The following is a 12,856-nucleotide window of genomic DNA, read 5'->3' as shown; positions in this document are numbered from 1 at the left end:
TTTATAAAATTAGTCGATAGAATCTAGCTCATCCTGAATAGCAGCAGCATTTGGATTTTCTTCTGGTGTCAGCTTCCCGCCATTAGCCAGAAAATCATGGCGCTGGAAATAAGCCCCACGCATCATCAGATACGGATCAGAAGAATTTTTCATCAAGCCGTCCGAATCCAATAAACGCGCCCGAGTTTCAATGCCCTGAAATACCCATTTCCCTACAGACATCCAAGGCGTAAGATAGTTTAAGACAGGGTAAGTCATATCTGCTAAATTTCCCCCTTCATCACGAGCGGTAAAACTGCCATAACCCGGTAAAACAACATAAGGGCCATAACCAACATTATAGTAACCTAGCGTACTACCAAAACGCATTGGATCCTGTTTTGCCAGTTTAGGGTTTGCCATTGAAGCAACATCAATAAGCCCTCCCATACCCAAAATAGTATTCAAAAAGAACCGATTAAAGTGTTTCGCACCTTCGTTGATATCACCACGTAGAAAGCTATTAACCATACTGGCAGGTTCTTCAAGGTTGCTCATGAAATTACCAATACCGTTTCGTGCAGGCATTGGCACATAATCACGCCAGACTACTGCGACAGGCCTTAATACATAAGGGTCGAGAACATTATAGTTAAAGTTGAACATGGTACGGTTGAACCCTTCCAGCGGATCAGTGCGCCTTTGTTCACTCATATTCGATGAACTCGCGCATCCCACCAGTAGCACAGCAGTAAGAGCAACCCCGCTCAGACGATACTTCATATTGTTCTCCATATGATTACTTTTTGCCATTGTCCGTTTTCGAGCATTATGCCTTTCAGCCAATAGCCGCCAATATGTTAAATATACTGCCAATTTTTCTTTAATGGTAATCAAAATAATTGGTGATTATATAGGCAAACAGTTCGTTATATCTTATCTCAGGAAAGAAAAAGAGATATACTACGCCCTGTTTTATTCGCCCTCTTAGTTAAATGGATATAACAAGCCCCTCCTAAGGGCTAATTGTAGGTTCGATTCCTGCAGGGGGCGCCAGCGCAAGATATCCTGAAGTCCAATCAAGTAAATTCCCCCCAATAAATTCCTTATAAATCAATCGAAATTGTTATTTTTACGTCAACTTTAGTCTATTGCAATCAACATATAGCAAGGGGCATAATCTGGGGCACCTACAATTCGATTATAAAAATGCCCCCAAAAATGAAACTAAACGCACGACAAATCGACGCAGCAAAACCCAAAGAGAAAATTTATAAACTTGCCGATGGTGGCGGTTTGTATCTGGAAATTACACCACGTGGTTCTAAATACTGGCGTATGAAGTATCGTCGGCCTACCGATAAAAAAGAAGACAGGCTGGCCTTTGGTGTTTATCCGGTAGTGTCTTTAACCGATGCACGAGCTAAACGTGATGAAGCCAAAAAGCTGATCGCCCAAGGTATTGACCCCAAAGCAGAGAAAAAAGGGGCACATGAACAGAGTATTTAAAATAAATCATTATTATTCATATTGTTAATCTTATTTTCTATTCCTGCAGGGGCCAAATCAACATCTCTCATGATCTATGAGAGTCAATTAATTCCAATAAAATCAATATAATTACTGCTTGCCTCATCTCTTGAAATCTCGCGGCGTCTTTCTAAATCTCTATAATTTGTTGTATATTTTTTGTATAGAAATTCCCTCTACAATTTTTCTATACAGTATTGTATGGATTATGAAGCTGACAGACTTGGCAATCAAGCGAGCCAAACCAAAGGAAAAAGCCTATACGCTGGCAGATGGCAACGGGCTATCTTTATTGGTTGATATCAATGAGCACTCAGTGATGATTTCCTTGTAACGTCATTCACCTATAAATATTCACACTGGGATTGTTTGGCGAGCAGAAGATTATGCCATTGATGGCGTAGTGATACACGATGTAAAGATAACATAGTTTATGGTTCTGACGACTGGGACCCACCATTTCCTGAATGGTTGACAGGATCTTACTTTATCACTTAAAGATCCTTGCAGAACTGGATGTCAAGCACACACAGGAACTTGCTAATGCCAAATCTAAAATGGAAAACCAACACCGTAAATATTGATGTTGATATGCGTTGGCTAAACGAAGACCGCACTGTTCTGCAAAAAGGGACATGTGCAGGGTTCGTGCTGTGGCTCAATCAACGACATTCTGACTGATTGCTACCTCTGATTAAGTATCTGGAAGGTGGCAGGAATATATCAGTTAGAGTTTTGGGATATTCAAAGAAGTTAATTTATTCGACGGACATCCATAGGTCCACTCACTGTTAACGGCTTAGATTTGTTTATTCTACAAGCAAAGATGTATATATCAGTGTAAGGCAATTTGAAATGCTGGATGGCATCAAAAATTTATAGTAATAATGTCAAACTGCCAATTAGGAGGAGTACTCAGTTTATTATTGGGTGTAAGTGAGTAATTGCGTACACGTTCTCCATATCTAACCTTATCACTGGCTTTATAATTAGAAAACTTTCCTAGAAGTAGATTTCGGGCAGAGGATAGACCAACAGAGGCGGTATCATGTTTGCTATTAAACCATAAAGTAATTCCGTTAGGGACTATTGTATAACCAGACCCCCCAAAACAACACATATCACATAAAAACGCAGGGGTATAACCTCCATGAGTAAAAACGAGAGCTTTCATTGTGAGTAGGCCATCCCTATCAATAGCAATATTTTTGTACAATAAGGTGCTCATCATTTTATCCTAAATATTTAACTTGTGCGTTAATCTCCACCCAACAACAAGCGAATAATACTTAACAATTAGTTACCCTCTGAAACGAAAGTAAATATCTCTGTACCTACTCCCTGAGTGGACATAGAAATACCGATAACACATGCTGCTACTGCGTACCCAACGCACACGAGCTAGTGACATTTCTATTTGCGCAGGGCTATCGCCGTCTGCCGGTATTAGTTTAGACATGTCACCTTAACATTGAATATACAGATCAAAAATAACTCATGCGCCTGAGAAAAACGGGACATTATCAGCAACTCCGCCATGTACCGAGAAGAGACAGAAACACCGGTGGGTATGACCGTGATAGTTGATACCGCGTCGGAGTGGGCTTACCTATCTACGTCCGTGACATTACGTAATCAGCTATTATTCGCCGATGCAGGCTATCTCGATTTCGACTATTTTGTTTGAACAATTATCCTGTTCAAATGGTTCATTTATTGTTCGGGAAAGTAAGTCACCTGAATCCCCTCATCATCGCGGCACGCAATGGGTAGGGAAAATATCCTCCAGAGAGCCTGGTCGGAAACGTATTTTTTGCTGGAAAATATCAGTTGGCTTTATCTAGACGTATTTGTCCATTTCCAATAGAGCATCCAGCATCTATTAGCATCCCTTCAATAACTCCTCTGCCTTCTGTAGGCTCTTCCCAATATTTCCATCAGAACAGTGATGATCATGAGCCAATTGTATAAGTATCTTACCGAATACGTAATAATAACAGGGAGAGCCGAATATAATCCCGCACCTGATTTAGTGTCTGCCTTTGCTCCACATAAAAAAGTACATTATCCATCTTTAGCGATTGATGAAATCCTGGAGTTCTATAAAAAGAGAAACATCCATCACCTCAATTTTTAGTTAATTCAGAGAATACAGCCGTAGCAAGGCTAGTATTCACAAATAAAATATCAACACATTTACTGACCACAGCCTCAACACCTTTCTCTTTAACTAATTGTAAAATTTCTTTTTTTTCAGCATTCGGAAGATCTGTTCTGTTAATTATCGTTTCAATCTTTTCAAGGGTATTTTTATGGATCTTTATGGTAATAAAATTAATTTCATCATCAATCGTATCCATATTGACGTATTCAACACCGGCAGCAGTAAGAACCATTGCATCAGGGTTAAAGCCATAGCTACCATCATCATCAAAATAAATGGCTTCGTGGTTAATTAAACCAACTTTTATTAAATAGTTTATATCGTCCGCTAATTGATCCCATCCAAAAGCCTCTCCAAGGAATTGAAGTTTTTCTTTACTGATAGGCTGCATTAAATGCTTCTGGTCATTCATTGCACGAATGATCATATGTTGTCTCTCTTTCAACATAGTCATTAGGTTTTCCTCATTTGGTATTGGAGTAGATAAAATTATAGACAACCTTCTGGAATTGAGGAATTAAAAGAAAGAACATGTTCATATGTCTTTACAAAGAAAATATAAGCAAAATATCGTTTGAACGATTTTTTACATAATACATTGAATTATTAAAGAAATGTTCTATTCTTAAAAGCAGTATCTGCCATTAAAAAATTTTTTCTTTTATTATTCAATATGAAAATAGCTATATTACGCAGAAATGGGCTTGGCGATCTTATCTGTACCCAGCCATTAATAAAATATTTACAGAAAAAATATCCCAATGCAGAGATTAGTCTATTTATAGAACAAGGTAATTATGAACTTACTAAGTATATATGCCCTGATATAAGCATCAATGTCCTTCCTCAAGAAAACAAGTATCTTTCTATCGTAAAAACTGCGCTGAAATTCCGCAATAAGAATTTCGATATTGCTATTTCTGCCAAACCAAGTCCAATGAAACTCAATAATTTATTTTTATGGTTATTGGGAGCAAAAAAGCGCTATGCTGTTGTTGCAGATCAAAAATGGCATTCTAAATTAGTTAACTATCCAGTCAGTCAAGAAGTAATAAAAGGTTGCCATCAGGCCTTAAAGATATTACGTACATTTTCACCCAATGTGCAATCTTTATCATTTGATTTATTCCCCACAATAACGTTGCATAATACATCAATATCGATTTATTCAGGAGAACCATTAATTTTATTTTCTGTTTCCAACAATAGAAAACATAGCTTAATTAATAATGAAAACCTTAATTTCATTGCTGGTAAAATTTCAGCAAAATATCCTACCGCAAGATTTATTATTTCAGCATTTCCCAATGATATGTATTTAGCTGAAGATTTAAATTCGCGTATAGGTGCTAAAAGTCAAATTGTCACGTGTGATTCTCTAAGTTCTTTTCTGGCATTATTAAATAATATGACACTGATTGTGGTTGGCGATGGAGGTATTTGCCATTTATCAGCGGCATTAAAGAAAAAAATTGTTGCTCTTTATGGTGTTACCAAGCCTGAGAATTGGTCACCACTTGCATCAAAAGAGAGATGTATTACCTTATACGATCCAGAGAATGTCAATAATATTGCTTTAGCTAAAATTACTGACGCTATTTTTTCTTTACTTGAAAAGTAAAAAATTTAATGGAAATATTTTCATATGAAATAATTATTAACTCAATAATGATATTATAGCTTTAATTTAGTGCTTTATTTATCAATCAATATGTTGACTATATAAATAGTCAGTGCAATGATTTAGCATCGCTCTAAAAAATGTATAACCATGATATTTACAATTATGGATTCTATTTTAGAAGAAAATAAAAAAATATTGAGAAACTAACATGATAAAAATAAGCCTGGACGAAAAAATTCAAATTTTTAGCCAATTACATGAAGAAGGAAACCTCATATTAGCCAACTCATGGGATGTTATGAGTACTCGTTTAGCTGAACAATGCGGCGTCAAAGCCATAGCAACAACCAGTGCCGGTATCTCCTGGAGTTTGGGATACCCAGACAATCAGTTAGCTAACCGAAAAATGGTAATGAAAGCGCTTGGTTTAATCACTGCCAGTACTAATCTTCCTGTCACTGTGGATATTGAAGATGGCCTATTAGGCGTTGGTGAAAATATGGATCATCTTGTACAAGATTTATATTCTGTAGAATGCGTAGGGATTAACATAGAAGATTCTCAACATGATAAATCAATGTCCATAGATGATGGGGCCGAACGTATTGCTTCTGTGCGTACCGCCGCAAACAAAATACATTACAGCTTATTTATCAATGCTCGTATAGATTCATGGCTTCACGGAGAAAATACCGATCCTGAGCATTTAATTTTCCGTGCTAATGCTTATCTTGCTGCTGGTGCAGATGGTATTTTTATTCCGGGATTAACCAATTTATCGATATGCCGAACAATCAGTTCTCATATTAATGGTCCATTAAATATAATGGCTTGTGCTGGTGCCCCTAGCGCAAAAGAGTTTTTTGCTGCTGGTGTAAAAAGAGTCTCAGGAGGATCTTTTTTTGCCGAACAAGCCTATGGTGTCACACAGGCAAGCATCGAGCACTTTGTACAAAATGGACTCCTACAAAATAACGATCATGCAAGTTTGAGTTATACCGAGCTAAATGTATTACTCTTCCAAAAGATAAATCAAGGTATGTAATTATTGAATTTGTAAAGATGGCGGAAAGAGAAGCCGGGAAAAAATTCACAATGAAATACTGAAACATATCATTATCTTTTTTCAGAAAATATTTTCAGAGTAAAATTGTTACTACTTTTTAAAAGTAATATTCAATTACCTAAATCAAAAGCGGTCTATTAATAAGGCTGTTTTTGATTTTTAACATTGAAAAATAAATTTCTCTTGATATCCCCTATTCTCTAAAAAGATAATCTATTCTCAAAGAGGCTATCTTTCCATATGTCCTATGAATTTCAAAGTGCAGCCAACAAAGCTATAGCTTTAAAGACTCAGGATATATAAATGAACTCTTGAGATCTGATCTATTTTACCTAAGTGAATATCTTAAAAATGAGATAGAGACATCCAGTATGAGTCAAGTGTTAAATTCTCAATCTTTGAATAATCCCTGCATTAGCTGCGGTGCTTGTTGTGCATATTTTCGTGTTTCGTTTTATTGGGCAGAAACAGAAGATCACTGACACTTTACTTTTGTATATTTATTATTAACAAATGTGAAAATCCAAGAGAGCTCACTGACACTTTACTTTTGTATATTTATTATTAACAAATGTGAAAATCATTACCGCAGAATATGTTATCACCGTACAGATTATGAACTTCACTTCATGAAATTATCAGGATGAAAAATAATGTCTGCTTATATTCCTACTGAATATGTCCTACAAACTTGTGAATCCTTACCACATTATCTTGCGAAAAATTTACCAACAACAATCTCACTCGGCGGATTGTCTGAAACATGGCAAATAAAGGAAGTTGGTGATGGGAATCTCAACTTGGTTTTCATTGTTTCTGGAGCTAAAAAAACGGTTGTTGTCAAACAAGCCTTACCTTATATGCGGGCAGCAGGAGAATCATGGCAACTTTCTCTTGATCGTACCTATTTTGAATATCATAACTTGTTAGAAGTAAATAAATTTGTTAGCCAGTATGTCCCCGATGTGTATTTTTACGATGAAGAAATGTCTTTATTTGTGATGGAATATTTAGATCAGCATATTATCTTGCGTAAGCAGTTGATCGCCGGTCAGAAACTCCCCTATCTTACAGAAGATATTGGAATTTTTCTTGCTGATACTCTATTCCATACCTCTGATATCGGAATGGATAGTAAAGAAAAAAAAGAGCTGGTAAGCCGTTTTGCCAATAATCACGAACTTTGTAAGATCACCGAAGATCTGATTTTTACAGAGCCATATTTTAATGCCGAAAGAAACAATTGGACTTCTCCGCAACTTGATAGTGACGTCCATGCTGTTTGGCAGGATCAGGCAATGATCCAAACTGTGATGCAGTATAAATACAAATTCATGACTGAAGCCCAAGCCTTACTACACGGTGATCTCCACTCTGGCTCCATTATGGTAACGCCGGATTCTACAAAGGTCATAGATCCAGAATTCAGTTTTATGGGACCAATGGCATTTGATATCGGTAACTATATCGGTAATCTGTTTATGGCTTATTTTGCTCAACCTGCTTTACGAGACAATAAAAAGCAATGTACTGATTATCAGGCGTGGCTTCTAACACAGATTGAAACGACATGGGCAGTATTTGTGCGTCGTTTTCGTCAACTATGGAATGAAAAGAGTGCCGGAGAAGCCTATCCTATCAGAATTTACCAGCAGGGAGCTTTCAGCTCACCGTTTCTTAAAGCAGCACAAGATAATTTTTTCTCCAATTTATTTGAAGAAACTCTGGTCTATGCCGGGCTTGAAATTAATCGCCGTATTATCGGTTTTGCCGGTGTCGCTGATTTCAAACAGATTGAAGATCCAACGCTACGCGCCACTTGTGAAAAACACGCCTTGAAATTGGCACGCGAGTTAATTGTCAACAAGCATAAACACCGAGATTTTTCACTAATTAAACGTTATATCACATAGGGTTAAGAGACTTAGATGAAAATTAATGGCATCCATTATCGATCTGTTTGGCTTGCTGGCGACGGATATACCGTCGAAATTTTCGATCAGACCAAACTGCCTTTTGAGTTACAAATCATTCAATTAAGCACCATGCAGGATGCTGCCACAGCGATTAAAGATATGTGGGTACGTGGCGCCCCTTTAATTGGTGCTGTTGCCGCTTATGGTATGGCGCTAGCAATGCGTCAGGACAGCAGTAATGAGAACTTACGACTGGCTTATGACACGCTAGTCAAAGCCCGACCAACCGCTATTAATTTAAAATGGGCTTTGGATCGTTCATATCAAGCACTGGAAAATACATTTCCTCCACAGCGTAAAAAGGCTGCTTATCATATTGCAAACGAAATCGCTGATGAAGATGTCGAACTATGCCGTAAGATTGGTGAGAATGGACTAAAAATCATACAGAGAATGGCTGCGAATAAACCAGCAGGTGAAGTCGTAAATATATTGACTCACTGCAACGCGGGATGGCTGGCAACAGTAGATTGGGGTACTGCATTATCACCCATTTATAGGGCGCATGATGTAGGCATTAACGTCCATGTTTGGGTTGATGAAACTCGTCCTCGCAATCAGGGGGGATTGACGGCTTTTGAATTAGGTTCACACGGTGTACCGCATACCTTAATCGCTGATAATGCAGGAGGTCACTTGATGCAACATGGGAAAGTGGATCTTTGTATTGTTGGCACAGACAGGACAACTGCTAGAGGGGATGTTTGCAATAAGATTGGTACTTATCTTAAGGCTCTGGCGGCCAAAGCAAATCAAGTACCATTTTATGTTGCTTTACCATCACCGACACTGGATCTTACGATTTGGGATGGAGTAAAAGAGATCCCTATTGAACAACGTTCAGGTGAAGAGCAATCACATGTCCATGGGCTCACTTCGGAAGGAAAACGTAATTGGGTCAATACCGTTCCACAAGGAACACTTTGTGGAAATTATGCTTTTGATGTCACACCAGCAGAATTAGTTACCGGATTAATTACAGAACGCGGGATCTGTGATGCCAGTGCAGAAGGATTGCGCACACTTTTCCCCGATTTATACCAGCAGTATTCGTAACGGCTATTTTTTATGGTAAATAGAGAACATATCTGCCAGTCAATCATTGAAACTTGTCTTAAGATGAATGCACTGGATTTAAATCAAGGAACATCAGGAAATATCAGTACTCGCTATCAGGATGGTTTTCTGATCACTCCCAGTGGTGTTCCCTATGAAAAATTGACCCCGGATCGGATTGTCTACATCAAGCATAACGGGGAAGCTGAACCAGATAAGGTGCCATCAAGTGAATGGTATTTTCATCTATCCTGCTATCAGGCACGCCCTGAGTTGAATGCCGTTGTGCACAACCATGCTGTCAATGCAACGGCAGTTTCCATACTCAATCATTCCATCCCTGCTATTCATTATATGGTGGCGGTGACAGGGACAGACCATGTTCCCTGTATTCCTTATTCAACCTTTGGAACGCCTGAACTGGCAAAGAGCGTCAAGGAGGGAATTAGGCACAGTAAGGCACTGTTAATGCAACATCACGGCATGATCGCGATGGAAACCAATCTGGAAAAAGCGCTATGGCTGGCGAATGAGGTGGAAATACTGGCGAAACTTTATTTAAAAATCCTGCCTGTTGTTGGAAATAATATTGGAAATGTTGCAAAAAATATTCCGATGCTTTCTTCCGAAGAGATGCAACGAATTTTGACAAAATTTAAAAGCTACGGATTAAAAACTCAGTAATAAGGTAAAAAAGCAGCATTTTCTGATCTTATTGAGGGACTATGTTTTTTTACATAACCCCATTAAAAACCAGACATGGATTTTGTTTATAAATTATCTAATAGCTGGATTATAAGGAGCTAAATGAAGTGGTGGGCGATACCAGATTCGAACTGATGACCCCCTCCTTGTAAGGGAGATGCTCTACCAACTGAGCTAATCGCCCACTTCATATCGTGACACCTAAATGGTGGGTCGTGCAGGATTCGAACCTGCGACCAATTGATTAAAAGTCAACTGCTCTACCGACTGAGCTAACGACCCAATTAGGTAATTCTGATTTTGACATCTAAATGGTGGGTCGTGCAGGATTCGAACCTGCGACCAATTGATTAAAAGTCAACTGCTCTACCGACTGAGCTAACGACCCAATTAGATAATTTTGATTTTGATATTTAAAATGGTGGGTCGTGCAGGATTCGAACCTGCGACCAATTGATTAAAAGTCAACTGCTCTACCGACTGAGCTAACGACCCATCGTAAACATCGCTGTGATACTGCGGAACAATCTAATGAAGTGGTGGGCGATACCAGATTCGAACTGATGACCCCCTCCTTGTAAGGGAGATGCTCTACCAACTGAGCTAATCGCCCACTTCATGATGACTATTACTGCATGATGACTATTACTGAAAAGTTACTGTAACGACATCTATATCACTGACTTATGATTGGTGGGCGATACCAGATTCGAACTGATGACCCCCTCCTTGTAAGGGAGATGCTCTACCAACTGAGCTAATCGCCCAATCATAAAATCATTTTTATCACTACGGTTGCCATTTTCTCCAGCTTACCACTACGAGAGAATGGTGGGCGATATCGGACTCGAACCAATGGCCCCCTCCTTGTAAGGGAGATGCTCTACCAACTGAGCTAATCGCCCCGTCGTGATGGAGTCGCATTATAGGGATAGTTCGAGGTGAGTCAACGGTTTTTATTACTAAAATTTCCGTTCGTCGCAAAATCACACAGAATGAAACAATTATAGTCACCTTAAGTTATCATTTAGATGATGTATCTTACCTTTTCTCAATAACCTATCATTAACGCCATTGAGGAATTGAAGTCCAGTGATAAAATAACCCCCACTATTGTTATTTCAATTGTTACTTCAATCATCCAAAACGTTCTCTGAAAAGTGAAATGTAATTAAGGCAATTCCCGATGAGTAAAATAAAAACCCGTTTTGCGCCAAGTCCCACTGGCTATCTTCACGTTGGCGGCGCACGTACTGCCCTTTATTCCTGGCTATACAGCCGTCATAACAAAGGTGAATTTGTTCTGCGCATTGAAGACACTGATCTGGAACGTTCAACTCAGGAAGCCATTGATGCGATTATGGACGGAATGAACTGGTTAAATCTGAATTGGGATGAAGGCCCTTATTATCAGACCAAACGTTTCGACCGTTATAATCAGGCTATTGATGAAATGCTGGAACAAGGTACAGCTTATCGCTGCTATTGTTCTAAAGAGCGTTTGGAACAATTGCGTGAAACTCAGATGGCAAATGGCGAAAAACCACGTTATGACGGTCGTTGTCGTGAGAGTGAGTGCCAACATAGCCATGATGAGCCACATGTTGTACGTTTCCGCAACCCACAGGAAGGCTCTGTTATTTTTAATGACAGCATCCGTGGCCCGATTGAATTCAGCAACCAAGAGTTGGACGATTTAATTATTCGCCGTACTGATGGTTCACCAACTTATAATTTTTGTGTTGTCATTGATGACTGGGATATGGAAATCACTCACGTTATTCGTGGTGAAGACCACATCAATAACACCCCGCGTCAAATCAATATCCTGAAAGCGCTTGGCGCGCCAGTACCAGAATATGCTCATGTTTCTATGATCCTCGGTGACGATGGTAAAAAATTGTCCAAACGTCATGGTGCCGTCAGCGTGATGCAATATCGTGATGATGGCTATCTGCCGGAAGCACTTTTGAACTATCTGGTTCGTTTGGGATGGTCACATGGCGATCAGGAAATTTTCAGCGTTGAAGAAATGACTGAGTTGTTCAGCCTTGACGCTATCAGCAAATCAGCCAGCGCTTTCAACACTGAAAAGCTGCAATGGTTGAACCATCATTACATTAATACCCTGCCTGCGGAAAAAGTTGCTGTTTACTTAGCATGGCATATTGAACAACAAGGTATTGATACACGTACTGGCCCGGAACTGGTTGAACTGATTAAACTGTTGGGTGAACGCTGCAAGACATTGAAAGAAATGGCCAGTGCTTGTCGTTATTTCTATGAAGAGTTTACAGAGTTCGATGCAGATGCTGCGAAAAAACATCTGCGACCAGTGGCTCGTCAGCCATTAGAAGTCGTCCGTGAAAAGCTGGCTGCTATTACCGAATGGACACCAGAGAATATCCACCATGCAATTCAGTCAACGGCTGACGAATTGGAAATCGGTATGGGTAAAGTTGGTATGCCACTCCGGGTTGCAGTTACTGGTGCTGGTCAATCTCCGAGTGTTGACGTCACTATTCACGCTATTAATCAGGTACGTTCACTCTCTCGTATTGATAAAGCTCTGGCTTATATTGCCCAGCGTGAAGCACAATAATTAGCATTAAAAAATCGGCCAAAATAAGTTATAAAGGCACACAATTTGTTGTAGTGCCTTTATTTTTTATTCTACCAACCTGGCATTGATGACTTTTTCAACGTTTACACCGGAAATATTAATGAATCCGTTGACAGAGTTCTTCGGGTTTCAT

Annotated in this window: 13 protein-coding genes, 8 tRNA genes and 3 pseudogenes; 13 read left to right on the top strand and 11 right to left on the bottom strand. The window is 39.1% G+C overall.

Translation table 11 applies throughout. The features are described from left to right. Positions 1 to 9: 9 nt before the first annotated feature. Complete coding sequence (gene mlaA / locus AAC852_RS11445) at positions 10 to 762, bottom strand: phospholipid-binding lipoprotein MlaA (protein WP_340621134.1); 753 nt, start codon at positions 760 to 762, stop codon at positions 10 to 12. Between the two features lie 198 nt (positions 763 to 960). On the opposite strand from mlaA, the gene AAC852_RS11440 reads away from it, so the two are divergent. The 4 genes and pseudogenes from AAC852_RS11440 (at position 961) to AAC852_RS11425 (ending at position 2,190) form a co-directional block, all read left to right on the top strand. Beyond that, positions 961 to 1,035, top strand: a tRNA-Arg gene (locus AAC852_RS11440). 165 nt (positions 1,036 to 1,200) lie between these two features. Continuing rightward, a pseudogene (locus tag AAC852_RS11435) lies at positions 1,201 to 1,482 on the top strand (Arm DNA-binding domain-containing protein); the annotation flags it as partial. Between the two features lie 235 nt (positions 1,483 to 1,717). Continuing rightward, positions 1,718 to 1,843, top strand: coding sequence for a hypothetical protein (locus AAC852_RS11430; protein WP_340621202.1), 126 nt, complete (start codon positions 1,718 to 1,720; stop codon positions 1,841 to 1,843). Positions 1,844 to 2,052: 209 nt separating this feature from the next. Beyond that, a complete protein-coding gene (locus AAC852_RS11425; protein WP_340621133.1) occupies positions 2,053 to 2,190 on the top strand; it encodes a hypothetical protein in 138 nt (45 codons plus the stop codon). A 187-nt stretch (positions 2,191 to 2,377) separates the two neighbouring features. On the opposite strand, the gene AAC852_RS11420 is transcribed toward AAC852_RS11425, so the two are convergent. Then, positions 2,378 to 2,737 carry a putative adhesin gene (locus AAC852_RS11420; protein WP_340621132.1) on the bottom strand — a complete coding sequence of 120 codons (360 nt, stop codon included), beginning with the start codon at positions 2,735 to 2,737 and terminating at the stop codon, positions 2,378 to 2,380. A gap of 309 nt (positions 2,738 to 3,046) precedes the next feature. Here AAC852_RS11420 and AAC852_RS11415 point away from each other — a divergent pair, with 309 nt between their 5' ends. Next, positions 3,047 to 3,196, top strand: a complete 150-nt coding sequence (locus tag AAC852_RS11415) for a hypothetical protein (protein ID WP_340621131.1) — start codon at positions 3,047 to 3,049, stop codon at positions 3,194 to 3,196. A 195-nt stretch (positions 3,197 to 3,391) separates the two neighbouring features. Here the strand turns inward: AAC852_RS11415 and AAC852_RS11410 are convergent, their stop codons facing one another. After that, positions 3,392 to 3,472, bottom strand: coding sequence for a hypothetical protein (locus AAC852_RS11410; protein WP_340621195.1), 81 nt, complete (start codon positions 3,470 to 3,472; stop codon positions 3,392 to 3,394). Between the two features lie 18 nt (positions 3,473 to 3,490). Between AAC852_RS11410 and AAC852_RS11405 the strand changes: the two are divergent. Continuing rightward, positions 3,491 to 3,610 (top strand): annotated as a pseudogene (locus AAC852_RS11405) (tyrosine-type recombinase/integrase); the annotation flags it as partial. A gap of 25 nt (positions 3,611 to 3,635) precedes the next feature. Here the strand turns inward: AAC852_RS11405 and AAC852_RS11400 are convergent. After that, positions 3,636 to 4,127, bottom strand: a complete 492-nt coding sequence (locus tag AAC852_RS11400; RefSeq protein WP_340621130.1) for a hypothetical protein — start codon at positions 4,125 to 4,127, stop codon at positions 3,636 to 3,638. A gap of 219 nt (positions 4,128 to 4,346) precedes the next feature. Here AAC852_RS11400 and AAC852_RS11395 point away from each other — a divergent pair, with 219 nt between their 5' ends. From AAC852_RS11395 to AAC852_RS11370, 6 genes and pseudogenes are all read left to right on the top strand, one after another. Next, positions 4,347 to 5,294, top strand: coding sequence for a glycosyltransferase family 9 protein (locus AAC852_RS11395; protein ID WP_340621129.1), 948 nt, complete (start codon positions 4,347 to 4,349; stop codon positions 5,292 to 5,294). 211 nt (positions 5,295 to 5,505) lie between these two features. After that, on the top strand, positions 5,506 to 6,342 hold the full coding sequence (locus AAC852_RS11390) for an isocitrate lyase/PEP mutase family protein (protein ID WP_340621128.1): 837 nt from the start codon (positions 5,506 to 5,508) through the stop codon (positions 6,340 to 6,342). Between the two features lie 392 nt (positions 6,343 to 6,734). After that, positions 6,735 to 6,839 (top strand): annotated as a pseudogene (locus tag AAC852_RS11385) (YkgJ family cysteine cluster protein); the annotation flags it as partial. Between the two features lie 177 nt (positions 6,840 to 7,016). Next, positions 7,017 to 8,276 (top strand): S-methyl-5-thioribose kinase, encoded by a 1,260-nt coding sequence (gene mtnK / locus AAC852_RS11380; RefSeq protein WP_340621127.1) that lies wholly within the window; start codon positions 7,017 to 7,019, stop codon positions 8,274 to 8,276. 15 nt (positions 8,277 to 8,291) lie between these two features. Next, positions 8,292 to 9,395, top strand: coding sequence for an S-methyl-5-thioribose-1-phosphate isomerase (gene mtnA, locus AAC852_RS11375; protein WP_340621126.1), 1,104 nt, complete (start codon positions 8,292 to 8,294; stop codon positions 9,393 to 9,395). Between the two features lie 12 nt (positions 9,396 to 9,407). After that, positions 9,408 to 10,079 (top strand): L-fuculose-phosphate aldolase, encoded by a 672-nt coding sequence (locus AAC852_RS11370; protein ID WP_340621125.1) that lies wholly within the window; start codon positions 9,408 to 9,410, stop codon positions 10,077 to 10,079. A 129-nt stretch (positions 10,080 to 10,208) separates the two neighbouring features. On the opposite strand, the gene AAC852_RS11365 is transcribed toward AAC852_RS11370, so the two are convergent. The 7 genes from AAC852_RS11365 to AAC852_RS11335 form a co-directional block, all read right to left on the bottom strand. Then, positions 10,209 to 10,284, bottom strand: a tRNA-Val gene (locus AAC852_RS11365). 22 nt (positions 10,285 to 10,306) lie between these two features. Next, positions 10,307 to 10,382: transfer RNA gene (locus tag AAC852_RS11360), tRNA-Lys, on the bottom strand. Between the two features lie 30 nt (positions 10,383 to 10,412). Further along, positions 10,413 to 10,488 (bottom strand) — tRNA-Lys (locus tag AAC852_RS11355). Positions 10,489 to 10,519: 31 nt separating this feature from the next. Further along, positions 10,520 to 10,595: transfer RNA gene (locus AAC852_RS11350), tRNA-Lys, on the bottom strand. A gap of 42 nt (positions 10,596 to 10,637) precedes the next feature. Beyond that, positions 10,638 to 10,713 (bottom strand) — tRNA-Val (locus AAC852_RS11345). Positions 10,714 to 10,791: 78 nt separating this feature from the next. Next, positions 10,792 to 10,867: transfer RNA gene (locus AAC852_RS11340), tRNA-Val, on the bottom strand. A 62-nt stretch (positions 10,868 to 10,929) separates the two neighbouring features. Continuing rightward, a tRNA-Val gene (locus AAC852_RS11335) sits at positions 10,930 to 11,005 on the bottom strand. 281 nt (positions 11,006 to 11,286) lie between these two features. On the opposite strand from AAC852_RS11335, the gene gltX reads away from it, so the two are divergent. Further along, complete coding sequence (gltX, locus tag AAC852_RS11330; RefSeq protein WP_340621124.1) at positions 11,287 to 12,702, top strand: glutamate--tRNA ligase; 1,416 nt, start codon at positions 11,287 to 11,289, stop codon at positions 12,700 to 12,702. Positions 12,703 to 12,856 lie beyond the last annotated feature (154 nt).

This window comes from Xenorhabdus siamensis (genome assembly GCF_037996745.1).
In the GTDB taxonomy this organism is placed as follows: Bacteria; Pseudomonadota; Gammaproteobacteria; order Enterobacterales; family Enterobacteriaceae; genus Xenorhabdus; species Xenorhabdus indica.
Note: the sequence above shows the minus strand (reverse complement) of the source record. Positions and strands in the feature narration are given on the sequence as shown.

Coding starts and splice junctions, on each gene's coding strand:
- mlaA (WP_340621134.1), bottom strand. CDS start 762: ATGAAGTATCGTCTGAGCGGGGTTGCTCTTACTGCTGTGCTACTGGTG.
- AAC852_RS11430 (WP_340621202.1), top strand. CDS start 1,718: ATGAAGCTGACAGACTTGGCAATCAAGCGAGCCAAACCAAAGGAAAAA.
- AAC852_RS11425 (WP_340621133.1), top strand. CDS start 2,053: ATGCCAAATCTAAAATGGAAAACCAACACCGTAAATATTGATGTTGAT.
- AAC852_RS11420 (WP_340621132.1), bottom strand. CDS start 2,737: ATGAGCACCTTATTGTACAAAAATATTGCTATTGATAGGGATGGCCTA.
- AAC852_RS11415 (WP_340621131.1), top strand. CDS start 3,047: ATGTACCGAGAAGAGACAGAAACACCGGTGGGTATGACCGTGATAGTT.
- AAC852_RS11400 (WP_340621130.1), bottom strand. CDS start 4,127: ATGACTATGTTGAAAGAGAGACAACATATGATCATTCGTGCAATGAAT.
- AAC852_RS11395 (WP_340621129.1), top strand. CDS start 4,347: ATGAAAATAGCTATATTACGCAGAAATGGGCTTGGCGATCTTATCTGT.
- AAC852_RS11390 (WP_340621128.1), top strand. CDS start 5,506: ATGATAAAAATAAGCCTGGACGAAAAAATTCAAATTTTTAGCCAATTA.
- mtnK (WP_340621127.1), top strand. CDS start 7,017: ATGTCTGCTTATATTCCTACTGAATATGTCCTACAAACTTGTGAATCC.
- mtnA (WP_340621126.1), top strand. CDS start 8,292: ATGAAAATTAATGGCATCCATTATCGATCTGTTTGGCTTGCTGGCGAC.
- AAC852_RS11370 (WP_340621125.1), top strand. CDS start 9,408: ATGGTAAATAGAGAACATATCTGCCAGTCAATCATTGAAACTTGTCTT.
- gltX (WP_340621124.1), top strand. CDS start 11,287: ATGAGTAAAATAAAAACCCGTTTTGCGCCAAGTCCCACTGGCTATCTT.